23 protein-coding genes are annotated in these 22,619 nt (G+C 65.5%); 16 read left to right on the forward strand and 7 right to left on the reverse strand.

What is annotated here, in order from left to right; translation table 11 throughout:
* Positions 1–10: 10 nt before the first annotated feature.
* The gene (locus MHZ91_RS09955) at positions 11–733 is read left to right on the forward strand and encodes an ABC transporter ATP-binding protein (protein ID WP_056560356.1); all 723 of its coding nucleotides are present in this window, start codon (positions 11–13) and stop codon (positions 731–733) included.
* A gap of 1,014 nt (positions 734–1,747) precedes the next feature.
* On the opposite strand, the gene MHZ91_RS09960 is transcribed toward MHZ91_RS09955, so the two are convergent.
* From MHZ91_RS09960 to MHZ91_RS09970, 3 genes are all read right to left on the reverse strand, one after another.
* Positions 1,748–2,173, reverse strand: a complete 426-nt coding sequence (locus MHZ91_RS09960) for an organic hydroperoxide resistance protein (protein ID WP_056560358.1) — start codon at positions 2,171–2,173, stop codon at positions 1,748–1,750.
* A gap of 163 nt (positions 2,174–2,336) precedes the next feature.
* Positions 2,337–2,798 (reverse strand): MarR family winged helix-turn-helix transcriptional regulator, encoded by a 462-nt coding sequence (locus MHZ91_RS09965; RefSeq protein ID WP_175124979.1) that lies wholly within the window; start codon positions 2,796–2,798, stop codon positions 2,337–2,339.
* A 60-nt stretch (positions 2,799–2,858) separates the two neighbouring features.
* On the reverse strand, positions 2,859–3,566 hold the full coding sequence (locus MHZ91_RS09970) for a Crp/Fnr family transcriptional regulator (RefSeq protein ID WP_175124978.1): 708 nt from the start codon (positions 3,564–3,566) through the stop codon (positions 2,859–2,861).
* A gap of 172 nt (positions 3,567–3,738) precedes the next feature.
* Between MHZ91_RS09970 and MHZ91_RS09975 the strand changes: the two genes are divergently transcribed.
* The 7 genes from MHZ91_RS09975 to MHZ91_RS10005 all read left to right on the forward strand — a co-directional run bounded on the left by MHZ91_RS09975 (position 3,739) and on the right by MHZ91_RS10005 (position 12,324).
* Entirely contained in the window at positions 3,739–5,715 is a 1,977-nt protein-coding gene (locus MHZ91_RS09975) for a long-chain fatty acid--CoA ligase (protein WP_175136808.1), read from the forward strand.
* Between the two features lie 5 nt (positions 5,716–5,720).
* Positions 5,721–6,518, forward strand: a complete 798-nt coding sequence (locus tag MHZ91_RS09980; RefSeq protein ID WP_175124976.1) for an ABC transporter ATP-binding protein — start codon at positions 5,721–5,723, stop codon at positions 6,516–6,518.
* A gap of 24 nt (positions 6,519–6,542) precedes the next feature.
* Positions 6,543–7,472, forward strand: a complete 930-nt coding sequence (locus MHZ91_RS09985; RefSeq protein ID WP_063955103.1) for a branched-chain amino acid ABC transporter permease — start codon at positions 6,543–6,545, stop codon at positions 7,470–7,472.
* Between the two features lie 23 nt (positions 7,473–7,495).
* Positions 7,496–8,560, forward strand: coding sequence for a branched-chain amino acid ABC transporter permease (locus MHZ91_RS09990; RefSeq protein WP_218342582.1), 1,065 nt, complete (start codon positions 7,496–7,498; stop codon positions 8,558–8,560).
* Between the two features lie 134 nt (positions 8,561–8,694).
* A complete protein-coding gene (locus tag MHZ91_RS09995; RefSeq protein WP_239213472.1) occupies positions 8,695–10,032 on the forward strand; it encodes an ABC transporter substrate-binding protein in 1,338 nt (445 codons plus the stop codon).
* A gap of 105 nt (positions 10,033–10,137) precedes the next feature.
* The gene (locus MHZ91_RS10000) at positions 10,138–10,974 is read left to right on the forward strand and encodes an ABC transporter ATP-binding protein (protein WP_239213474.1); all 837 of its coding nucleotides are present in this window, start codon (positions 10,138–10,140) and stop codon (positions 10,972–10,974) included.
* Between the two features lie 81 nt (positions 10,975–11,055).
* Positions 11,056–12,324, forward strand: coding sequence for a phenylacetate--CoA ligase family protein (locus tag MHZ91_RS10005; protein WP_239213476.1), 1,269 nt, complete (start codon positions 11,056–11,058; stop codon positions 12,322–12,324).
* Positions 12,325–12,387: 63 nt separating this feature from the next.
* On the opposite strand, the gene MHZ91_RS10010 is transcribed toward MHZ91_RS10005, so the two are convergent.
* Genes MHZ91_RS10010 through MHZ91_RS10020 form a run of 3 tightly spaced genes read right to left on the reverse strand, consistent with a single transcriptional unit; the run spans position 12,388 to position 13,600 of the window.
* Positions 12,388–12,834 carry a DUF6691 family protein gene (locus MHZ91_RS10010; RefSeq protein ID WP_239213478.1) on the reverse strand — a complete coding sequence of 149 codons (447 nt, stop codon included), beginning with the start codon at positions 12,832–12,834 and terminating at the stop codon, positions 12,388–12,390.
* A 2-nt stretch (positions 12,835–12,836) separates the two neighbouring features.
* Entirely contained in the window at positions 12,837–13,268 is a 432-nt protein-coding gene (locus MHZ91_RS10015) for a YeeE/YedE family protein (RefSeq protein WP_239213480.1), read from the reverse strand.
* Positions 13,265–13,600 carry a helix-turn-helix transcriptional regulator gene (locus MHZ91_RS10020; protein WP_175124970.1) on the reverse strand — a complete coding sequence of 112 codons (336 nt, stop codon included), beginning with the start codon at positions 13,598–13,600 and terminating at the stop codon, positions 13,265–13,267. The genes MHZ91_RS10015 and MHZ91_RS10020 overlap by 4 nt, the downstream gene beginning before the upstream one ends.
* 126 nt (positions 13,601–13,726) lie before the next feature.
* Here MHZ91_RS10020 and MHZ91_RS10025 point away from each other — a divergent pair, with 126 nt between their 5' ends.
* The 4 genes from MHZ91_RS10025 to MHZ91_RS10040 all read left to right on the forward strand — a co-directional run bounded on the left by MHZ91_RS10025 (position 13,727) and on the right by MHZ91_RS10040 (position 17,072).
* On the forward strand, positions 13,727–14,590 hold the full coding sequence (locus tag MHZ91_RS10025) for an MBL fold metallo-hydrolase (protein WP_239213482.1): 864 nt from the start codon (positions 13,727–13,729) through the stop codon (positions 14,588–14,590).
* An 82-nt stretch (positions 14,591–14,672) separates the two neighbouring features.
* Positions 14,673–16,139, forward strand: a complete 1,467-nt coding sequence (gene pap / locus MHZ91_RS10030; RefSeq protein WP_239213484.1) for a polyphosphate:AMP phosphotransferase — start codon at positions 14,673–14,675, stop codon at positions 16,137–16,139.
* A 22-nt stretch (positions 16,140–16,161) separates the two neighbouring features.
* Complete coding sequence (locus MHZ91_RS10035) at positions 16,162–16,611, forward strand: GNAT family N-acetyltransferase (protein WP_105241129.1); 450 nt, start codon at positions 16,162–16,164, stop codon at positions 16,609–16,611.
* Positions 16,608–17,072, forward strand: coding sequence for an HIT family protein (locus MHZ91_RS10040; protein WP_175124967.1), 465 nt, complete (start codon positions 16,608–16,610; stop codon positions 17,070–17,072). Before MHZ91_RS10035 ends, MHZ91_RS10040 begins: the two co-directional genes overlap by 4 nt.
* A gap of 22 nt (positions 17,073–17,094) precedes the next feature.
* Here MHZ91_RS10040 and MHZ91_RS10045 read toward each other — a convergent pair whose 3' ends face one another.
* Positions 17,095–18,273: a glycosyltransferase gene (locus tag MHZ91_RS10045; protein ID WP_239213529.1), complete on the reverse strand. Its 1,179-nt coding sequence runs from the start codon at positions 18,271–18,273 to the stop codon at positions 17,095–17,097.
* Positions 18,274–18,532: 259 nt separating this feature from the next.
* Here MHZ91_RS10045 and MHZ91_RS10050 point away from each other — a divergent pair, with 259 nt between their 5' ends.
* The 4 genes from MHZ91_RS10050 (at position 18,533) to MHZ91_RS10065 (ending at position 22,606) form a co-directional block, all read left to right on the forward strand.
* Positions 18,533–18,922, forward strand: coding sequence for a DUF488 domain-containing protein (locus MHZ91_RS10050; RefSeq protein WP_239213486.1), 390 nt, complete (start codon positions 18,533–18,535; stop codon positions 18,920–18,922).
* Positions 18,923–19,035: 113 nt separating this feature from the next.
* Positions 19,036–19,698, forward strand: a complete 663-nt coding sequence (gene tenA / locus MHZ91_RS10055; RefSeq protein ID WP_239213488.1) for a thiaminase II — start codon at positions 19,036–19,038, stop codon at positions 19,696–19,698.
* A 67-nt stretch (positions 19,699–19,765) separates the two neighbouring features.
* The gene (locus tag MHZ91_RS10060; protein ID WP_175136816.1) at positions 19,766–20,530 is read left to right on the forward strand and encodes a uracil-DNA glycosylase; all 765 of its coding nucleotides are present in this window, start codon (positions 19,766–19,768) and stop codon (positions 20,528–20,530) included.
* Between the two features lie 276 nt (positions 20,531–20,806).
* Positions 20,807–22,606 (forward strand): DEAD/DEAH box helicase, encoded by a 1,800-nt coding sequence (locus tag MHZ91_RS10065; RefSeq protein ID WP_239213490.1) that lies wholly within the window; start codon positions 20,807–20,809, stop codon positions 22,604–22,606.
* Positions 22,607–22,619: the final 13 nt, after the last annotated feature.

A 22,619-nucleotide genomic window follows, 5' to 3' on the forward strand; every position in this document is an offset into this window, starting at 1 on the left:
GGACAAGAAGATGCTATCGATCAAGAATCTGGAAGCAGGCTACGGGAAGGTGAAGGTGCTGCACGGCATCAGCATGGAGGTGCCCAAAGCCAAGGTGGTGACGCTGATCGGCTCGAACGGGGCTGGCAAGACGACGACGATGCGGGCGCTGTCGGGGATGATCCGGCCGACTGCGGGGGAGATCACGCTGGGTAGCAAGCGGATTGATGGGATGGAGTCACATCGCATCGCGCGGCTAGGGCTGGCGCATTCGCCGGAGGGGCGCCGGGTGTTTCCTACGCTGTCAGTGACCGACAATCTGCTGCTGGGTGCGTTTCCGCGTCTGACGGGTAGCCGGCCTAAGGGTGACGTTCAAGCTGATCTGGGGCGGGCGATGGATCTGTTCCCGCGCTTGAAGGAACGGCGGGATCAGCTGGCTGGGACGCTTTCGGGCGGTGAGCAGCAGATGCTGGCCATGGCGCGCGCGGTGATGCTGAATCCGGAATTGGTGCTGCTGGACGAGCCTTCGATGGGACTGGCGCCGATTCTGGTTGAAGAGGTGTTCCGGATCATTGCGCGGCTCAAGGAAGAAGGCGTGACGATGCTGCTGGTGGAGCAGTTCGCGGCGGCGGCGTTGAATGTGGCGGATTATGGGTATGTGCTGGAAAACGGGCGGATTTCTGTGCATGGGAGTGCGGAGAAGTTGAAGCATGATCCGGCTGTGGTTGCGGCTTATTTGGGTGGGGGGCATTGAACGGTGTAGTGGCAGTTAGGCTGGCGGTTTGTGGCGGATGGGGTTGTTGTTGGCTGCATGTGTAGAGTTGAGTTCTTAAGACGCCCGCCGCAGCGGGGGCCTGGGTGCGCGGGGCTACGATTGCGGTCCGGAGCCTTCGCTCCGGACTGCCCCTTCGTCATCTTCGTCCGCCTTCGGCTCCCTTCAGATTCCCTCGGGCGCATCTACACGCCCCGCGCACCCAGGCCCCCGCTGCGACGGGCTCCAGTTGATTCAGCTTTACCGGTGGTGGGGCGAGTTGGGTTCTTTAGGTTCTTGCCCACGGTGGGGGGAGAGAGAAAGATCTTGCGGGGCCCGCCCGCGGCGGCCGCGCGGGCGGCCTTCGGGGGCTTACGCGGCGTCTCGCGTCGGGGCGATGACGCTTCGCGTGTGGCTGCGGTGTGGTCCGGTTCTTGCCTATGTCAACGTTGGGTGTCTGACACTGACGAGCTTCATTCGCAAGCCGCTCTCCGCAAGCGCGCAAGCGCACGCCGCACCGACGACCCACGGCTCCGATGCCGATTGCCGCCGCCCGGGCGGCAGCAATTCGGCGGCCCCGCAGATCTCCTGCCCTGAACACAGGTCTTGAAGCGCCGCATACCAAAGACCCTCGTAGCACGGCGTCGCGGTCACCGTGGGCGCGAGCGCCGTCGATGCGCCCGAGGGAATCTGAAGGAAAGGCCGAAGGCCTGGACGAAGATGACGACGGGGAAGTCCGGAGCGAAGGCTCCGGGCCGCAATCGTGGGCGATCGTGCCCACGGTGACCGCGGCGTCGGGCGACCTACGAAGAACCTCGTGGCAGACCGACATCGAACCTACGAAGACCCTAGTGGCACAAAGAACGTCGCCCTGAAGGACTCAAATCACAGCTCGATGATTGTCAATTCGCAGAACGCTGCACCATAAAAAATGGGCCTATGCAGGCAACCGATCAACTCGGTCATCCCCTGCAAGGCCCACTTCGCCGTCACATCAACCTAAATGCGACGTCACCCTCAAACGATCGTCAACGTCACATCAATGTTGCCGCGCGTTGCGTTCGAGTACGGACACACGATGTGTGCGGCCGCGACCAGCTTTTCGGCTTCTGCGCGGTCCAAGCCCGGCAGCGAAATCTTCAGTTCTGCTTCGATGCCGAAACCCGTCGGAATCGCGCCGATGCCGACGATGCCATTCACCGACACGTCCGCCGGGATCGCGATCTTGTCGCGGTTGGCGACGAACTTCATGGCGCCCAGGAAGCAGGCCGAGTAGCCGACGGCGAACAGTTGTTCGGGGTTCGTGCCTGCTGCGCCGGCGCCGCCCAGTTCGCGGGGGGTGGTCAGCTTGACGTCAAGGTTGCCGTCGTCGCTGACGCCACGGCCTTCACGGCCTCCGGTGGCGGTGGCGTTGGCGCGGTAGAGGACTTTTTCGATCGACATGGTGTGGTTCCTTTGAATGAAAGTTTGTACTGCTTGCCTTGCGGGACCCTTCCCGTGTTGGCGGTCAACGATGAACTTGCGACTTGCTTAAGACTTTAAATAGTGAACAACAATATCGTGCGCTATTTATAAAACCGGATGATGACAAACACCATCCAAAACTTCAAAGACTTCCGGCCAGCTTCTCCCGCAGCGCGTGCAGCATCTTCGTCATGCCCTGCGCTTCGTCCAGCGAACACTGCGCTGCCGCGCCAACCGCGTGCGGCACCGCTTCGGCCTTTTCGCGCAGATCGCGGCCCTGTTTCGTCAGGCCCACGATCACCTGGCGTTCGTCGGTCACGGCGCGCTTGCGCGTCACCAGGCCCGCGGCCTCCAGGCGTTTAAGCAGCGGCGTCAGCGTGGCCGAATCCAGAAACAGGCGGCTGCCGATATCCGTCACCGTAATTTCGTCGCCTTCCCACAGCACCAGCATCACCAGGTATTGCGGGTACGTCAGGTCCAGCCCGCTCAGCAGTTTGCGGTACACCTTGTTCATCGCCAGCGAGGTCGAGTACAAGGCGAAGCACAACTGGCTGTCCAGCAGCAGCGGATTGAATGCGGCTTTGGTCTTGTTTCTGGATTTCATGGTGCGATATTAAATAGCGCGCGATTTATCGTCAACACTTTTTTTAAGTCCTGATGACGATTACGCCGCCTGCTCCGCTTCCACCGCGCCGCGGTCCGAGCCGTATTGCTTCAGCCCGTCCAGGTCCAGCACCCGAACCGCCCCGTATTCCACGTTCAGCAGCCCCGCCTCCTCCAGCTTGCGCAGCGCCTGGTTCGCACGCTGGCGTGACACCCGGGCCAGATAGCCGACTTCTTCTTGTGTAATCGTCAGTCGCATCCCCATGCCCGGATACAGCAAAGGGTTGAAGAGCTCGGCCAGACAGCGGGCCACGCGCGCATCGGGATCGAGCAGACGGTCGTACTCCGCCTTGCCGATGAACTGCGCCACGCGCTCGTTCAGTTGATGCAGCAGGTACCGGTTGAACGGAATACTGGTATCCAGCAACCAGTCGAACGTCGTGCCCGGCAGGCGCGCCACCACCGAATCGCGCAGCGCCACGATGTCGTACTTGCGGACCTCGCGTTTCAGCAGCGAGCCCTCGCCGATCCAGCCCCCGGCGGGCACGCCCGTCAGCGATGCGACCTTGCCTTCCGAATTGCCCACCGACACCTTCACCAGTCCCGCCAGTACGCCGATCCAAGCCTGGGCGAGTTCGCCTTTGCGCTCTATGATCGATCCGGCAACGACCTGCTGCACGGAAAGGTCCCGCTCCACGCGCGCTTGCTGTTCGGCGTTGAGCACGCGGAACCAGGCGGCGGCGAGTTGCAGGGAGTCGGATAGCTGCATCGGGAATACCCTAAAAGGTCCTTGAATGTCGCGATGGTGACAGTTGGTAGCAACCCAACCTTATACCTTAACTCCTGCCGTAAATCTAAAACCAACTGGTCAAGCACACCGCCGCAACCGCCGCTTCCATTGCAGGCACTGCGCGCGATGCGCCCAAACCGGAGGAGACAACGTGGCACATTCATCGCCCGCATCTGCACAGGTGCCGGCGGCGCCGGACACCTTTCCGGCGCTGCTGCTCGCGCATGCCAACGTTCGTGGGTCGCGGCCCGCGATACGAGAGAAAGACCTGGGGATCTGGCAAACCCTGACCTGGTCCGAAGTGGCGGAGCATGTCCGTCACGTCGCGCAGGGTCTTGCATCGCTCGGCATTCAGCCCGGCATGCACGTCGCCGTCATCGGTGAAAACCGCCCGCGTCTCTACATGGCCATGATGGCCGCGCAATCGCTCGGCGCCATCCCTGTTCCGCTCTATCAGGACGCGGTCGCGCAGGAAATGGTTTACGTGCTGCAGGATGCGGAGATCAGCGTTGCGATCGTCGAGGACCAGGAGCAGGTCGACAAAATGATCGAAGTGCGCGAACAGTGCCCGGCGCTCAAGCATGTCGTGTTCGACGACCCGCGCGGCCTGCGCCATTACGCCGATCCCATGCTGCTGTCGTATGAGCAACTGGAAGCGCTGGGCAGCGAATATGCCGCCAAGCATCCCGACTTCTACGCGCGCGCCGTCGCTGCCGTGCAGCCGCACGACGCCGCGGCCATGTTCTATACGTCCGGCACGACGGGCAAGCCCAAGGGCGTGGTGCTGACGCACCATGCGCTCATCGACCGCGCGCGCGCCGTGTCGGAAATGGAAAAGCTGACCGACCAGGAAGACGTGCTGGCGTACCTGCCGCCCGCCTGGATCGGCCAGAACATGTTCTCGTACACGCAGCTGCTGGTCACGGGCTTCACGGTGAATCATCCCGAGTCGCCCGACACTGTGTCCATCGACATGCGCGACATCGGCCCCACCTATTACTTCGCGCCGCCGCGCGTGCTGGAAGGCCTGCTGACGCACGTGATGATCCGCATGGAAGATGCGGGTTATCTCAAGCGCAAGCTGTTCGCGGCGTGCATGAAGCTGGCGCGCCGCGTTGGCACGAAGATCCTGGACGGTGAATCCGTCAACGCCTGGGACCGCATGCGCTACGCGGTGGGCAACGTGCTGATCTACGGTCCGCTGCGCAACGCGCTGGGCATGAGCCGCGTGCGCGTGGCGTACACGGCCGGCGAAGCCATCGGTCCGGACCTCTTTGTGTTCTACCGCTCCATCGGCATCAACCTGAAGCAGCTGTACGGCTCCACCGAAACCTCGGTGTTCGTCTGCGTGCAGCCCGATGGCCAGGTTCGCGACGACACCGTCGGACCGCCGGTGGCGGGCGTGGAGATTCGCGTGGCCGACAACGGCGAGATCCTGGTCAAGAGCCCGGGGCTCTTCAAGGAGTACTACCGCAATCCCGACGCCACGGCCGAGGCGCGCAGCGCCGACGGCTGGTTCCACACGGGCGACGCCGGCTATCTGGATACCGACGGGCAGCTCAAGATCATCGATCGTGCCAAGGACGTGGGCAAGCTGGCCAACGGCAGCCTGTTTGCGCCGAAGTACATCGAGAACAAGCTCAAGTTCTTCCAGCACATCAAGGAAGCGGTGGCGTTCGGCGCTAACCGCGAAGACGTGTGCGCGTTCATCAACATCGACCTGGAAGCCGTGGGCAACTGGGCTGAACGCCGTGGCCTGCCCTATGCCGGCTACACCGACCTGGCGGGCAAGGACGAGGTCTATCAGCTGATCGCCGAGTGCGTGGAGCAGGTCAACGCGGATCTCGCGACCGACCCCAAGCTGGCGGCGTCGCAGGTCAGCCGTTTCCTGATCCTGCACAAGGAACTGGACCCGGACGACGACGAGCTGACCCGCACGCGCAAGGTGCGCCGCGCCTTCATCGCGCAGAAGTACGGCGTACTGATCGACGCGCTCTTTGGCGGCAAGCAGTCGCAATTCATCGAGACCGAAGTGAAATTCGAAGACGGACGCACCGGCAAGATTTCGGCGGATCTGCGGATCCATCCGGTCAAGACGTTTCCCGCCATCACCGCCCGAGCCGCGTAAAGAATATGAGCACTAACGACCGCGACCAGCGTATCGGCGATGTCATGCTGGACATGCAGAACATCTCCCTGTCTTTCGGCGGCGTGAAGGCGCTGACCGATATTTCCTTCAACGTGCGCGAGCACGAGATCCGCGCCATCATCGGACCCAACGGCGCGGGCAAGAGCTCGATGCTCAATGTCATCAACGGCGTTTACACGCCGCAGCAAGGCGGCATCGCGTTCCGCGGCGAGCGGTTTTCGCGGATGAACCCGCGCCGCGCCGCCGAAATGGGGATTGCGCGCACGTTCCAGAACCTGGCGCTGTTCAAGGGCATGAGCGTGCTGGACAACATCATGACCGGCCGCAACCTGCGCATGAAGAGCGGCCTGCTGGCGCAGGCGTTCCGCCTGGGGCCGGCCGAGCGCGAAGAGATGCAGCACCGCGAGTTTGTCGAGAACATCATCGACTTCCTGGAAATCCAGGCCTATCGCAAGACGCCGGTGGGCCGTCTGCCTTACGGCCTGCAAAAGCGCGTCGACCTGGGCCGCGCGCTGGCGATGGAGCCGCGTCTGTTGCTGCTGGACGAGCCGATGGCCGGGATGAACATCGAGGAAAAGCAGGACATGAGCCGCTTCATCCTGGACGTGAACGATGAGTTCGGCACGACCATCGTGCTGATCGAGCACGACATGGGCGTGGTCATGGACATCTCGGATCGCGTCGTGGTGCTGGACTACGGCAAGAAGATCGGCGACGGCAAACCCGACGAAGTTCGGGCGAATGAAGACGTCATCCGCGCCTATCTCGGCGTGTCGCACTAAGCCGGACAACCAAGGCGGAAAGACATGGGATTTTTTCTAGAGACCTTATTCGGCGGCCTGATGAGCGGCATGTTGTACGCGCTGATCGGCCTGGGCTTCGTGCTGATCTTCAAGGCGTCCGGCGTCTTCAACTTCGCACAGGGCGCGATGGTGCTGGTGGCGGCGCTGTCTATGGCGCGCTTCTCGGAATGGCTGCCGCGCTGGCTGGGCTTTGACAACATGATCCTGGCCAACGTGCTGGCGTTCATCGTCAGCGCCATCGTGATGTTCCTGCTGGCGGTGGCGATCGAACGCTTCGTGCTGCGGCACCTGGTCAACCAGGAAGCCACGACACTGTTGATGGCCACGCTGGGCATCAGCTATTTCCTGGACGGCCTCGGCCAGATCACGTTCGGCAGCTCGGTGTACTCCATCAACGTCGGCATGCCCAAGGATCCGCTGATGATCCTGGACTCGGTGTTCGAAGGGGGGCTGCTCATCAACCTTGAAGACCTGACCGCGGCGGTCATCGCCGCGCTGCTGGTGGCGACGCTGGCGCTGTTCTTCCAGTACACCTCGACGGGCCGCGCGCTGCGTGCCGTGGCCGACGACCACCAGGCCGCGCAGTCGATCGGCATTCCGCTGAACCGCATCTGGGTGATCGTGTGGAGCGTGGCCGGGCTGGTGGCGCTGGTGGCGGGGATCATCTGGGGATCGAAGTTCGGCGTGCAGTTCACGCTGTCCACCGCCGCGCTGCGCGCGCTGCCGGTGGTGATCCTGGGCGGTTTGACGTCGGTGCCTGGCGCCATTCTGGGCGGCCTCATCATCGGCGTGGGGGAAAAGCTGTCCGAGGTCTATCTGGGGTCGCTGGTGGGAGGCGGCATCGAAATCTGGTTCGCCTACGTGCTGGCGCTGGTGTTCCTGCTGTTCCGTCCGCAAGGGCTGTTCGGCGAGAAGATCATCGACCGCGTCTAAGCCTGCGTCACCGAGGATAAAAAATGTTCTATCGCGAAAACGGCCAATTCAAGACCAGCTATCGCGCTGACCAGCAGATCTTCCCGATCCGCCAGGACCGCGTCTTCATCTGGCTGCTGATGGCGGTGGCGTTCATCGTCGTTCCGGCCATGGCCAGCGACTACCTGCTGCGCGCCATCCTGATTCCGTTCCTGATCCTGGCGCTGGCCGCCGTGGGCCTGAACATCCTGGTCGGGTACTGCGGACAGATCTCGCTGGGCACAGGCGCCTTCATGGCGGTGGGTGCGTATGCGGCCTGGAACTTCGGCGTGCGCTTTCCCGGCATGCCGCTCGTGGTGCAAATCTTGTTGGGCGGCTGCTTTGCCACCATCGTCGGCGTGATCTTCGGCATCCCCAGTTTGCGCATCCGCGGCCTGTATCTGGCGGTGGCAACGCTGGCGGCGCAGTTCTTCGTGGACTGGGCGTTCCTGCGCATCCCCTTCTTCACCAACTATTCGTCCTCGGGCAGCGTGTCGGTGCCGCCGCTCACGGCCTTTGGCCTGCCGGTGCAAAGCGCCATGGAGAAGTACCTGTTCGTGCTGATCCTGGTTGTCATCTTCAGCCTGCTGGCCAAGAACCTGGTGCGCGGCGCCATCGGCCGCCAGTGGATGGCGATCCGCGACATGGACGTGGCGGCATCGGTCATCGGCATCCGGCCCATGTACGCCAAGCTGACGGCGTTCGCGGTCAGTTCGTTCATCGTGGGCGTGGCCGGCGCGCTGTGGGGTTATATCCACCTGGGCTCCTGGGAGCCGCTGGCGTTCGACCTGGGCCGTTCGTTCCAGCTGCTGTTCATGGTCATCATCGGCGGGCTGGGCTCGATCATCGGCAGCTTCTTCGGCGCGGCGTTCATCGTGCTGGTGCCCGTGGCACTGGCGAACATCCCGCACATGCTGGGTCTGCCGCTGTCGGTGGACACCGCCGCGCACATCGAGCACATGGTGTTCGGCGCGCTGATCGTGTTCTTCCTGATCGCCGAGCCGCACGGCCTGGCGCGGCTGTGGAGCATCGGCAAGGAGAAGCTGCGGATCTGGCCGTTCCCCCACTGATCTTTTTCGTTTTGATTTCCGCGGGTCCGACGCGGCACGACCGCGCTGGACCACCGCCCCGAATACCCGGCTCAAGACCGGGCCAATCCCGGTGTCCCAGGGTTGAACCGACCCAAGCACCACGCAGGAGGTAAATGGAGATGAAGCGTCTTAACCTGAAGTTGGCGGCAGCCTTGATGGCCGCAGCCGGCGCCGCAGGCGCCGTGGCCACGCCGGCAATGGCGGCCGAAGAGCAGTTCGTTCCGTTGCTGGTGTATCGCACGGGATCGTTCGCGCCGCTGGGCATTCCCTGGGCCGACGGCAAGCTGGATTACCTGAAGCTCGTCAACGAACGCGATGGCGGCGTGAACGGCGTCAAGATCACGTACGAAGAATGCGAGACCGCCTACGCCACGGACCGCGGCGTGGAGTGCTACGAGCGCCTGAAGGGCAAGGGTACGGGCGCGTCGGGCTTCGATACCCAGTCCACCGGCATCACCTTCGCGGTCAGCGACAAGGCGATCATCGACAAGGTGCCCGTGGAAACCATGGGCTACGGCCTGTCGCAATCGGTGGACGGCAGCGTGTTCGAGTGGAACTTCCCGCTCCTGGGCACGTACTGGACTGCCGCCGACGTGATGATCCAGGACATCGCCAAGAAAGAAGGCGGCATGGACAAGCTCAAGGGCAAGAAGATCGCCCTGGTCTACCACGACTCGCCGTACGGCAAGGAGCCGATCCCGCTCTTGCAGAAGCGCGCGGCCAAGGAAGGCTTTGAGCTGCTGCTGTATCCGGTGACGGCGCCGGGCGTGGAGCAGAAGTCCACCTGGCTGCAGATCCGCCAAGCGCGTCCGAATTATGTGCTGCTGTGGAGCGCGGGCATCATGACGCCCACCGCCATCCGCGAAGCGCAGGCCAGCGGCTATCCGCGCGACAAGATGTACGCGATCTGGTGGGCAGGGTCGGAAGGCGACGTGAAGGACCTGGGCGATGTCGCCAAGGGCTACAACGCCATCACCATCCACAACAGCGGCGCCGACAGCGACAAGGTCTATGACGATCTGAAGAAGTACGTCTACGACAAGGGCCAGGGCGCGGACAAAACCGGCAAGACCACACTGGGCACCATCGCCCACACGCGCGGCATGATGATCTCGATGCTGCAGGTGGAAGCGATCCGCGCCGCGCAGGAGAAGTACGGCAAGGGCAAGGCGCTGACGCCCGAGCAGGTGCGCTGGGGCTTCGAGAACCTGGACCTGACCCAGGAAAAGCTCGACAAGCTGGGCTTTGGCCAGATCATGCGTCCGGTCAAGACCTCGTGCGCCAACCACAAGGGCGACGACTGGGCCCGCATCGTGCAGTGGGACGGCTCCAAGTTCAAGGTCGTTTCCGACTGGTATCAGGCCGACAAGGCGATCCTGGACCCGATGGTCAAGGAATCGGCGGCCAAGTACGCCAAGGAAAAGAACATCACGCCGCGCAAGTGCGAGTGATGCTTCTGGAGCACCCGCGGCCCCGCGCCGCGGGTGCGCAACGCAAGTTGATATGAACCGGCGGCCGGCTTTCCGGCCGGCCGCCGCCACGCCGCAGGAAGGTTTATGAACGACGCCAATATTGCCGCCGCCGACGCCCCCCAGGTGCTGCTCGATGTGAACGGCATCGAGGTGATCTACAACCACGTGATCCTGGTGCTCAAGGGCGTGTCCCTGCAGGTGCCGGAAGGCAGGATCGTGGCGCTGCTGGGCGCAAACGGCGCCGGCAAGACCACGACGCTGCGCGCGATCTCGAACCTGCTCAAGGGCGAGCGCGGCGACGTCACGAAGGGCCACATCCAGTACCGCGGCCAGCGTATCGAACGCCTGACGCCCGCCGAACTGGTCAAGCGCGGCGTCGTGCAGGTGATGGAAGGCCGGCATTGCTTTGCCCACCTCACCATCGAGGAAAACCTGCTGACCGGCGCCTATACGCGCAGCATGAGCCGGGGCGACACCGCCGCCGCGCTGGAGCGGGTCTACCAGTATTTCCCGCGCCTGAAACAGCGCCGCACCAGCCAGTCCGGCTACACCTCGGGCGGCGAGCAGCAGATGACCGCGATCGGCCGCGCGCTGATGGCCAACCCCAACATGATCCTGCTCGATGAGCCGTCGATGGGTCTGGCGCCGCAGATCGTCGAAGAGATCTTCGAGATCGTGCGCGACCTGAACCAGCGCGAGCGCGTGAGCTTCCTGCTTGCCGAGCAGAACACCAACATCGCGCTGCGCTACGCCGATTACGGCTACATCCTGGAAAACGGGCGCGTGATGATGGACGGCGCGGCCGCCGACTTGGCGCAGAACGAGGACGTAAAGGAGTTCTACCTGGGCATTTCCAGCGGCGAACGCAAGAGTTTCCGAGACAACAAGTTCTACCGCCGCCGCAAACGCTGGCTGGCCTGATTCCCGACGCGGGCAAGCCAGCGCTTGCCGCATGGCGCCGGCAACGGCGCCGCCAACCGGCACACGAGAAGGTGCGATTCCATGTCCGAGTTTTTCGATGACCGCGAAACCCGCGCGCCCGAGCAACGCGAGCGCGATCTGATGGCCGCCCTGCCTGGGGCGATTGCGCGGGCCATCGCGCGCGCGCCGGCCATTGCCGAGCAACTGCGCGGCGTGGACCCCGCCACGATCACCTCGCGCGAGGCGCTGGCCCGGCTGCCGGTCCTGCGCAAGCATGAACTGCTGGAACGCCAGCAGCATAGCCGCGACGACGGCGCGCGGCCCGCCGGTCCCGAGAAAGCCTTCGGCGGGTTCTCGGCCATCGGTTGGGGCGAAGCGATGCGCGTGTTCGCCTCGCCCGGCCCGATCTACGAACCGGAGAGCGCGCGGTCGGATTACTGGCGCTTCGCGCGCGCCCTGTACGCGGCGGGCTTTCGCGCCGGCGAACTGGCCTACAACTGCTTTTCGTACCACTTCACGCCGGCCGGCTCGATGATGGAAACGGCCGCCCACGCCGTGGGCTGCACCGTGTTTCCCGGCGGCACCGGGCAGACCGAGCAGCAGGTTCGCGCGATTCAGGACCTGGCGCCCAGCGGCTACACCGGCACGCCGAGCTTCCTGAAGATCATTCTTGAGAAATCAGACGAACTGGGCGTGAAGCTCGATTCGCTGCGGCGCGCACTGGTCTCCGGCGAAGCCTTTCCGCCGTCGCTGCGCGACTGGCTGGCGGCGCGCGGCATCGACGGCTACCAGGCCTACGGCAGCGCCGACCTGGGCATGATCGCGTTCGAGACGCCCGCCCGCGAAGGACTTGTGGTGGGCGAGGACATCATTGTCGAGATCGTGCGTCCCGGCACCGGCGAACCCGTGCCGGCAGGCGAAGTCGGCGAGGTCGTGGTGACCACGCTGAATCCGGATTACCCGCTGGTGCGATTTGGCACCGGCGATCTGTCGGCGGTGATGTCCGGCATCTCGCCGTGCGGACGCACCAACACACGCATCAAGGGCTGGATGGGACGCGCCGACCAGACCACCAAGGTGCGCGGCATGTTCGTGCATCCGTCGCAGGTGGCGGACGTGGCGCGGCGGCACCCGGAGATCCTGCGCGCGCGGCTGGTCATCAGCGGCAGCACAGGGTCGGACCGCATGGTGCTGAAGGTGGAGTCGCGCGAGCAGAACGACGTGCTGGCCCGCCGGATCGCCGATTCGGCGCGAGACGTGACGAAGTTGCGGGCCGATGTCGAATGGGTGGCGGAGGGCGGCCTACCGAACGACGGCAAGGTCATCGACGACATCCGGACGTACGAATAGGCGATTCGACGCGAGGGCGAGCGCGAGGGCAAGCGCGAGGGCAGGCGCGCGGGCAAGCGGCCGCTACGCGCGCGGTCCGGTTGCGTCGCCGTCGCGACGCCCAGCCCGCGTGATGTACGCGTGGATGCCCATGCCAGCGAGCATCGCCCCCGCAAACACCGCTGCGTCGCCGATGCCGGCCGCGGCAGCGACGAGCGCCGGGCCGGGGCAGAAGCCCGCCAGCCCCCACCCCACGCCAAACGCCAGGCTGCCGGCGGCCAGACGCGCGTCGAGCCGGGTGGCTTGCGGCCAGCGCATGGGCTCGCCGGACAAGCTGGCCCGGCGACGCCGCAACAGCGCATAACCGACACTGGTCGCCAGCACGGCGCCGCCCATCACGAATGCCAGGGTAGGATTCCACAACCCGGCCAGATCCAGAAAGCCCAGCACACGCGCCGGGTCCGCCAAGCCCGATATGAGCAGGCCCAGTCCGAAGACGAGCCCGGCGGCGAAGGCGTAGAGCGCGGCCATGATCAGACGCCCGCCACGTGCCGCAGCACGTAGACCGTGGCAAAACCCGCGGTCATGAAGATCAGCGTCGCCACGAGCGACCGGCGCGAGCCGCGCGACAGGCCGCACACGCCGTGTCCGCTGGTGCACCCAGACGCATAGCGCGTGCCGATGCCGACCAGCAGGCCGGCGACGATAAGGCGCGGCGTGCTGGCCTCCACCGTGATGGAAGGCAATTCGGAAAAGAGGCGGAACAGCCAGGGCGCGGCGCACAGCCCCAGCAGGAAGGCGATGCGCCAGCCCCCGCCGCGCTCGGGCGCCAGCAGTCCGCCCACGATGCCGCTGATGCCCGCGATGCGTCCCGCGCCCAGCATCAGCAGCACCGCGCCGGCGCCGATCAGCAGGCCGCCCGCCGTGCCGGCGGCCGGGGTGAAGGCGGACCAGTCCACGTTCACTTGAGTGACTCCATAGCGCGTCCGCAGTACAAACTGGATAGCGTTTTCATCACCTGGCTGACCTCGAAGCTGGCCATCTGGTAATAGACGTATTTGCCCTCGCGCCGCGTCGCGACCAGACCCTCGTCGCGCAGCACACCCAGCTGTTGCGAGAGCGTCGGCTGGCGGATGCCGGTCAGCGATTCCAGCTCGCCGACGTTGCGTTCATTCTGGACCAGCTGACACAAGAGCAGCAAGCGGTCTTCGTTGGCCAGCGCCTTAAGCAGCGCGCAGGCCTGGGTGGCGGACTCGCGCAGGACGGCGACTTCGCAATCGGTAAGGGGAGCGTTCATGACGAGGTGTCGGACACGTGGGGGATAGCGGCGTCATTATATTTATGAATAAACTATGCGCAAATATTATTTATTTTCGTAAATTGACCTGATCGGGCCGCCCGTGCGGCCTTCACGCGAGCCCTCATGACCCCGCACATCCAGGCCTTCTTCGACACCGTTACTGCGACCATCACCTACGTCGTCCACGAACCCGCGCCCGGCGGCGCGTGCGCCATCATCGATTCGGTGCTGGACTACGATCCCAAGTCCGGCCGCAGCAGCACCGCCAGCGCCGATCGCGTGGCCGATTACGTGCGCGAACGCAGCCTGCGGACCGTCTGGCTGCTGGAAACCCATGCCCACGCCGATCATCTGTCGGCGGCGCCCTACCTGCAACGGCAACTCGGCGGCGTGATCGCCATCGGCCAGAGCATCCGCACCGTGCAGGGCGTCTTCAAGACCATCCTGAACCTGGAACCGGAATTCCAGCTCGACGGCTCGCAGTTCGGCCACCTGTTCGCCGACGGCGAGACCTTTCAGATCGGTTCGCTGACCGCCACGGCCATCCACGTGCCCGGCCATACGCCGGCCGACATGGCCTATCTGATCGGCGATGCGGCATTCGTGGGCGACACGCTTTTCATGCCGGACGTGGGCACGGCGCGCTGCGATTTTCCCGGTGGCGACGCGCATCTGCTGTACCAGTCGATCCAACGGCTGCTGAGCCTGCCAGACGACACGCGGCTCTACATGTGCCACGACTATCCGCCCGCGGGCCGCGAGGCCGCCTGGCAAACCACCGTGGCCGAACAGCGCCGCGGCAACATCCACGTGCGCGACGGCATTACCGAGGACGAATTCGTCGCCATGCGCACGCGGCGCGATGCCACGCTGTCGATGCCCACGCTGATCCTGCCGGCGATTCAGGTGAACATCCGCGCGGGCCACTTCCCGCCCCCCGAAGACAACGGCGTGCGCTATCTCAAGATTCCCGTCAACGCGCTCTGACCCCCGGCCGCGGCGCACTTGCGCCGCGCGGCCTTATCCCGCAAGATCGCCCGATCGCAGCCACCCGATCCGACGCGCATCCATGTTTGCCGAAGCCGAAGCCGACCCCATCCTGTCCAAAGACGAATTCAAGGCGCTCGAAACGCGGCTGCGGGTCGCGTTGCTCAATGCGCAGTACGAACGGCTGCGGCAGGCCGACAAGACGCTTCTGATCGTCGTGGCCGGCATCGATGGCGCCGGCAAGGGTGCGACGATCAACCTGCTGAACGAATGGATGGACCCGCGCCACATCCGCACGCTGGCCTACGGGCCGCGCGAAGGCGACGAGCTCGAGCGCCCGCCGTTGTGGCGCTACTGGCGCGATCTGCCGCCCAAGGGCAGCACGGGCATCGTGTTCGGGTCCTGGTATACGCCGCTCGTCATTGAAGCCGTGCGCAAGAAGCCCAACGCGGACGCGATCGAGGCGCACTCGGCGGCGATCATGCGCTTTGAGACCATGCTGGCCGCCGAAGGCGTGCAGATCATCAAGCTGTGGTTCCACCTGTCCGCCAAGGCACAGAAGACGCGTGCGCAGCGCCTGCTGGCCAACCCCGATACGGCCTGGCAGGTCAGTCCGGTCGACATGAAGGTCAACAAGCGGTTTGACCGCATCCGGGCCGGCGCCCAAGTCGTCCTCAATCACACGGACTGCGGCCATGCGCCGTGGGTGGTGATTCCCAGCGCCGACGAAAACATGCGCGCCGCCCGCACGGCCGAGGCGGTGCTCGGCGCGCTGCGCCGGCGTGGGGTGCCCCGCCTGCCGCCCGCTTTCGTGGCGCACTCCAGCACGACGCGCATCGTGGACCGGCTGGGCAAGCTGGACTACGACGCCAAGGTGGACAAGGAAGACTACGAGACCGAACTCGGCCTGCTGCAAGGCCGGCTGGCGCGCGCCGCCCGGTCCGACAAGTTCAGGAATCGCTCCCTGATCCTGGTGTTCGAGGGGCAGGACGCCGCCGGCAAGGGTGGCGCCATCCGCCGCGTCACACACGCGCTGGATATCCGGCAAGTCGACATCACGCCGATATCCGCGCCCACGACCGAAGAGTTGGCCCGGCCCTATCTGTGGCGTTTCTGGCGCTGCATTCCCAGCCATGGCCGCATCGGCATCTTCGACCGCTCGTGGTACGGCCGCGTGCTGGTCGAGCGCGTCGAAAAGCTGATACCGCCCGCCCGGTGGCGCCGCGCGTATGCCGAGATCAACGACTTCGAAGAACAGCTTGCCGCCAGCGGCGCGCTGGTGCTGAAGTTCTGGCTGGCCGTCACGCCCGACGAGCAGCTCAAGCGTTTTCACGAGCGCGAGAAATCGCCGTTCAAAAACTTCAAGATCACGCCCGACGACTGGCGCAACCGCGACAAGTGGAAAGAATACGCAGCGGCAGCCAACGAGATGATGACGCGCACCGACGTGGCCCACGCGCCGTGGCATCTGGTGTCGGCCAACGACAAGCGTTACGCTCGCCTGCAGGTGCTGCGGCATATCGTCGACGCCATGGAAACCCAACTCTGAAGACCCCAGGAGGCCTTGCGCCATGAGTACCGCAGAAATCCGTCCCATCGTCGCCACCGACTTCGACGCCTGGCTGCCCCTGTGGAAGGGCTACCAGGACTTCTACCGCGTCAGCATCGACGACGCCGTCACGCGCAACACCTGGGCGCGCTTCCTGGACCCCGCCGAGCCCATGCACGCGGCGCTGGTCTATGAAAGCGGCCGCGCTGTCGGCATGGTGCACTGGATCTTCCATCGCTCCACCTGGACCGCCGGCGACTACTGCTACCTGCAGGACCTTTATGTGGACCAGGACGCGCGCGGCACGGGCGCGGGCCGCAAGTTGATCGAACACGTCTACGCCGAAGCCGCCGCGGCCAACTGCGCTCGCGTCTATTGGCTGACACACGAAACCAACGCGACCGCCATGCAGCTCTACGACCGGATTGCCGACCGTTCCGGCTTCATCCAGTACCGCAAGGTGATGGCTTGAGCGCGCGCGATCCCAACTGTCCGCTGTGCCAGGAAGACGGCGGCACGCTGCTGTGGCGCGGGCCGCACCTGCGCATCATCGAGGTCGACGACGCCGACTATCCGGGCTTCACGCGCGTGATCTGGAACGGTCACCTGGCCGAGATGACCAGCTTGTCCACGCATGGCCGCGACCTGCTGATGCGGGCGGTGTATGTGGTGGAGGAAACGCAGCAGGCGATCCTGACGCCGGACAAGATCAACCTGGCGTCGCTGGGCAACATGGTGCCGCACCTGCATTGGCACGTGATCCCGCGCTGGCGCGGCGACCGGCATTTTCCGGATCCGATCTGGGCGGCGCCGCGCATCGCGCCGGGCGCTGAGCCGGATTCCTGGAAGGACCGGCAGGCGCAGGTGCAAGCGCTGCTGCCTCGCTACCGCGACCGGCTGGTGGAAGCCATGAATGCGTTGCTATGGCATTGAGCCTGCGTGGGCGTTGAGGCTGTCAGGGCAATGAGCCGCCAGGCGCCACGGCTGCAGGCCCGCGCCGCTCCCCCAGCCAGCGTGCGTACGCCGATTCGACCAACTGCGCGGTGCGATCCGCGCTGAACAGACCCTGCCCGCGGATGAATTCGCGGCCCGCCTCGCCCATGCGGCGTCTGCGTTCGGGATCGGCCAGCAGGCTTTCCAGCGCCGCGGCCAGCGCAGCCGGGTCTCGCGGCGGCACCAGTAGCCCGGTCACGCCGGCCTGCATGGTTTCCGGCACGCCGCCCACGTCGGTGCCGATCACCGGCACCCCCATGGCGGCCGCCTCGACGAACGCCGTGCCAAAGGCTTCGCGGTGGGTCGGCAACGCAAACACGTCGAACGCCTGCAATACGTTGCCGATGTCATGACGCCGGCCCAGGAAGTGCACGCGCGATGCGAGGCCCAGGGATTGCACCTGCGCCTTCAGGCGCTCGAACACCGGCATGCCATCTCCGGCCAGCACCAGGTGGGCATGCGGAAACGTGGCCAGAACCTGGTGGAAGGCGTCGATCAGGTCCGCGTGCCCCTTTTCCGCACGCATCACGGCCACGCAACCCACCACGAGCGCGTCGTCAGGTAGCCCGAGTTCTTGCCGGACAGAGCCCTGGCCTTCGCTTTCGGGCAGGACGATCGGGGAATGGATGGTGGCGATGGACTGGGGCGCCGCGCCGCCATCCAGCAGCTGGCGGTGCACGTGCCGGCTCACCGCGATGACGCGGTGGGCCAGCCACGTGTAGGCGTATAGCGAGTTGATCGGCTTGGCCAGGTGGCGGGTGCGCACAATGAGCGGCGTGCGCGCCAGGCGCGCGCCCATCGCGGCCCGCACCGTGTCGCTGCGGCTGTGGGTGTTGACTACGTCGAACCGGCCACGAGCCGCCACGCGCCGCACGAATGCCACGCTGCGCATGAAATTCACAGGGCCGTCCATGTTGATGGTGTGCACGGTGAACCCGGCGTCGCGCAGGCGCTGCGTCAGTTCGGCGTGCGGCTGGCACACGGCTTCCAGGTGATGGCCGCGCTCGCGCATGGCGACCATCTCCTTATAGATGCAGAATTCCTGTCCGCCGAACGCCGTAGCCGCCTCCGTATGCAGAATGCGCAGGCGGCCGGTGGTAACGGGCGAGGGATGCAGGTCTGAAGGGTTGCGTGGCGGCATGACGGCAAAGGGCGCCAGGCGGCCTGGCGAAGCCACGACAGAATCGTGGGTTCAAAAAAGGCCGACGGTGTCGGCCTGTAATAGGGTTGTTACATAGAGGTTAAGTGAATGTAATCGACAAACCGCTGGCGCGACAAGCCTGTCGGATTCGCGGTGTTGCGCGCCGCCGGTGCGCAGCGTCAAACTTCCAGTACGCCGTGATCCGGCGCGTCGTGGGCGTTGCAGTAGACTGGCCGCACCGTCAGTTGCAGGAGCCGGCATGAAATCGTCCAACATCATCGTGCAGCGTGTCTATGAAGGCACCGGTCCGGAAGGTCACTACCTTGCCCTGGTCGACCGCATGTGGCCACGCGGGCTGCGCCGCGCAGACCTTGACCTGGACGAATGGGCCCGCGACATCGCCCCCAGCGCCGAACTGTGCAAATGGTTCAGCCACATCGAGGACCGCTGGGATGACTTCCGCGCCAAGTATCTGGCTGAACTCGCCACCCCAGCGCAGCAATCGCGCATGGCGGCGTTGCTGGACGCGGCGGGGGATCGCCCCCTGACCTTGCTTTTCGGCGCGCGCAATACCGAGCACAACCAGGCGGTGGTGTTGCGCGACGCGCTTCTCGACTACGCCCGACATCACCGCAAACGCGCAGCCTGAACCAGCCGTCCCCGCGCCGCGATCCGCCTGCGCTTCCGCCTTTACCCCCTTTACCCTTATGCCCCACCGATGGCGCGCGCCCTGCGCGCCCGAGCCTATCCCAGAGGAATTCCATGTCTTTCAGTTCCGATGCCTGGACCCGCAACGCCGCGCTCTATGAGAAGACGCGCGACATGCCGTTCAACCGCGAGTTGGCCAGCGGCCAGCTCGCCGAGGACGCGTTCAAGCACTACATGATCCAGGACGCGCACTATCTGGTGGCGTTCGGACGCGCGCTCGCCATCGCCGCCGCCAAGGCCGGCGATGCCGATGGCGTGGTGCAGTTTGCCGAGGCCGCCAAGGGCGCCGTCGTCGCCGAGCGCAGCCTGCACGCCGGGTTCATGCAGCAGTTCGGCATCGACGCCGCTACCTTCGAAGCCACGCCGCTGACGCCGGCGAGCCATCACTACACCAGCTTCCTGATTGCCACCGCCTGGAGCGCGCCCTATCCGGTCGTCCTGGCCGCCCTGCTGCCCTGCTTCTGGATCTACGCCGAAGTCGGGCGCGACATCCACGCACGCGCCGTGCGGCCCAATCCCTACGCGGCCTGGATCGACACCTACGCCGGCGACGATTTCCACGCGCTGGTCCGCGCCGTGATTGCCACCGTAGATCGTGCGGCGGATACGGCGTCGCCGCAGACCCTGGCCGCGATGCACCAGGCCTACACGCACGCCGCCCAGCTTGAATGGATGTTCTGGGATTCGGCGCACCGTCAGGCTGGCTGGCCAGTCTGATTGGGAAGGCGGTCTGATCGCACAAGCGGGCCAATCCGGCTGACCGGGCTGTGCCAAAATCGCGCCCATGCCGATCGACAACCGCCTCACATCCAACGCCCTGGCCGCCCAGGCCGCGCAACTGCCTGCCGCGTGGCAGGCCGCCCTGTCCGCCGACCCTGCCGTCGCCGCCGCGCTGGCTGCCGCCACCGCCCATGTGGAGGCGCGCCTCGCACAAGGCGCCGTGGTGTACCCCGCCACGCCCTTCCGCGCGCTGCATGGCCTGGCGCCGTCGGACGTGCGCGTCGTGATCCTGGGCCAGGATCCCTACCATGGCCCCGGCCAGGCGCAGGGCCTGGCGTTTTCGGTGCCGGACGATTGCAAGCGCCCGCCCAGCCTGCGCAACATCTTCAACGAGATTGCGCGCGACTATCCGGCGCTGAGCGTCCCGGCGGGCAACGATCTGAGCCCCTGGGCCGACCAAGGTGTGCTGCTGCTCAATACGGCGCTCACGGTCGAAGACGGCCAGCCCGCCTCGCACGCGAAGCGCGGCTGGGAAACGGTGACGGATGCGCTGATCGCGCACGTGGCGCGCGATCCCTCGCCCAAGGTCTTCATGCTGTGGGGCGCCCACGCGCAGGCCAAGCGGCTGTTGCTTCCGCCCGACAGTGGTCATCTCGTCCTGATGTCCAACCATCCGTCTCCGCTATCCGCCCGCCGGCCGCCCGTGCCCTTCCTCGGATGCGGCCATTTCCGGGCCACCAACACCTGGCTGCAGGACCAAGGGAAAAACCCTATTGATTGGGGACTGGACAAAAAAATAATTCCATTGCAGGGTGAATTCGGGTTATGATCGCCGCACTGCACAAAACGAGTTCGGCATTTACCGCCTTGATTTAGCGGAATTTTTTGCAGACTGCCGGGAAGCCTATCCCCGGCCTCATGCCGAACTATCATCGATTCCTGACCCCTTTCCTTTCGCCCTGCGTTCCATCAGTACAAGAGAACGCGCCACGCGCATGGTTGATCCGGTCGGCACGATGCTCCATCAACCGTCGCCTGGATCCGGCCGCCTAATCCCCTGGCCCGACCAAGCACTGCGTCGCATTGATTGCGGCAAGGGAAAGTAATGTCTTTCGATACCCTGGGTCTCGCGCCCGCCCTGTTGTCGGCCGTTCAAGAAGCTGGCTTCACCACCCCCACCTCCGTTCAAGCCGCCGCCATTCCGCAAGCATTGGCCGGCCATGACCTGATGGTGTCCTCGCAGACCGGCAGCGGCAAGACCGCCGCCTTCATGCTGCCCGCCCTGCACCGCATCGCCCAGATGCCCGCCAACAAGGGCGTCGGCGTGCAAGTGCTGGTGCTGACCCCGACCCGCGAACTGGCCCTGCAAGTCACGGAAGCCACCGCCACCTACGGCCGCAAGCTGGCCGACCTGCGCACCGCGACCGTCGTGGGCGGCATGCCCTACGGCGCGCAACTGAAGGCGCTGTCGCGCCGCGTTGACGTGCTCGTCGCCACCCCGGGCCGCCTGATCGACCACCTGCAATCGGGCCGCGTCAAGCTGAACACCGTGCACACGCTGGTGCTGGACGAAGCCGATCGCATGCTGGACATGGGCTTCATTGAAGATATCGAGACCATCGTCGAGCGCCTGCCCGAAGGCCGCCAGACGCTGCTGTTCTCGGCCACGCTGGACGGCACCGTCGCCAAGCTGGCCTCGCGCATGATGCGCGAGCCGCAGCGCATCGAGATCGCCGGCGCCAAGGAAAAGCACACCAACATCACGCAAAGCCTGCTGTACGCGGACGATGCCAGCCACAAGATGCAACTGCTGGATCACGTGCTGCGCGACGCCTCGCTGGATCAAGCCATCGTCTTCACGTCGACCAAGCGCGGCGCGGACGATCTGGCCGACCGCCTGGCCGACCAAGGCTTTGCCGCCGCTGCCCTGCACGGCGACATGAACCAGCGCCAACGCACCCGCACGCTGTCGCAACTGCAGCGCGGCCAACTGCGCATCCTGGTCGCCACCGACGTGGCAGCCCGCGGCATCGACGTGCAAGGCATCAGCCACGCCGTCAACTTCGACCTGCCGATGCAAGCCGAAGACTACGTGCACCGTATCGGCCGCACGGGCCGCGCCGGCCGCAACGGTCTGGCCTTCACGCTGGCCACGCACTCCGAGCGCCACAAGGTCCGCCGCATCGAGCACTACATCGGCCAGTCCATCACCCCTGAAGTGATTGCCGGTCTGGAACCCAAGCGCACCCCGCGTCCGTCCACCGGCGGCGGCGGCGGTGGCAAGCCGTTTGGCAAGCCTTTCGGCAAGCGTCCCGGCGGTTTCGGCGGTTCGCGCCATTCGGGCGGCTTTGCAGGTAACCGCGACGGCGCGCCGCGCGATGGCGCACCGCGTGAAGGCCGTTCGTTCGGCGGCCCGCGTGGCGAGTTCAAGCCGCGCGACGGCGGCTACCAAGGCAACCGTTCGTTCGACGACCGCCCGTTTGGCGACCGCCCGCAGCGTTCCTTCGGTGACCGTCCCAGCTTCGGCGATCGTCCCCAGCGCGAAGGCGGCTACCAGGGCAATCGTCCCTTCGGCGACCGTCCTCAGCGTGAAGGCGGCTTCCGCGGCGGCGACCGCGATTCGCGTCCCAGCTTCGGCGACCGTCCCAGCTATGGCGACCGTCCGCAGCGCGATGCCCGCCCGTTCAGCGAGCGTGCCCCGCGTGAAGGCGGCTTCCGTGGTGGCGATCGCGACGCGCGCCCCAGCTTTGGCGACCGTCCCAGCTTCGGCGACCGTCCGCAGCGCGAAGGCGGCTTCCGCGGCGGAGACCGCCCCGAAGGCGGTTTCCGTGGCAAGCCCTCGTTCGACAAGCGTCCTGGCGCCCCCGCCAAGCGCTTCGGCAAGTCGAACGATCGCCGCGGCTGATCCCCACGCCTGA

The sequence above is a fragment of the Achromobacter sp. ACRQX genome, assembly GCF_022346505.1.
GTDB lineage: Bacteria > Pseudomonadota > Gammaproteobacteria > Burkholderiales > Burkholderiaceae_B > Achromobacter > Achromobacter animicus.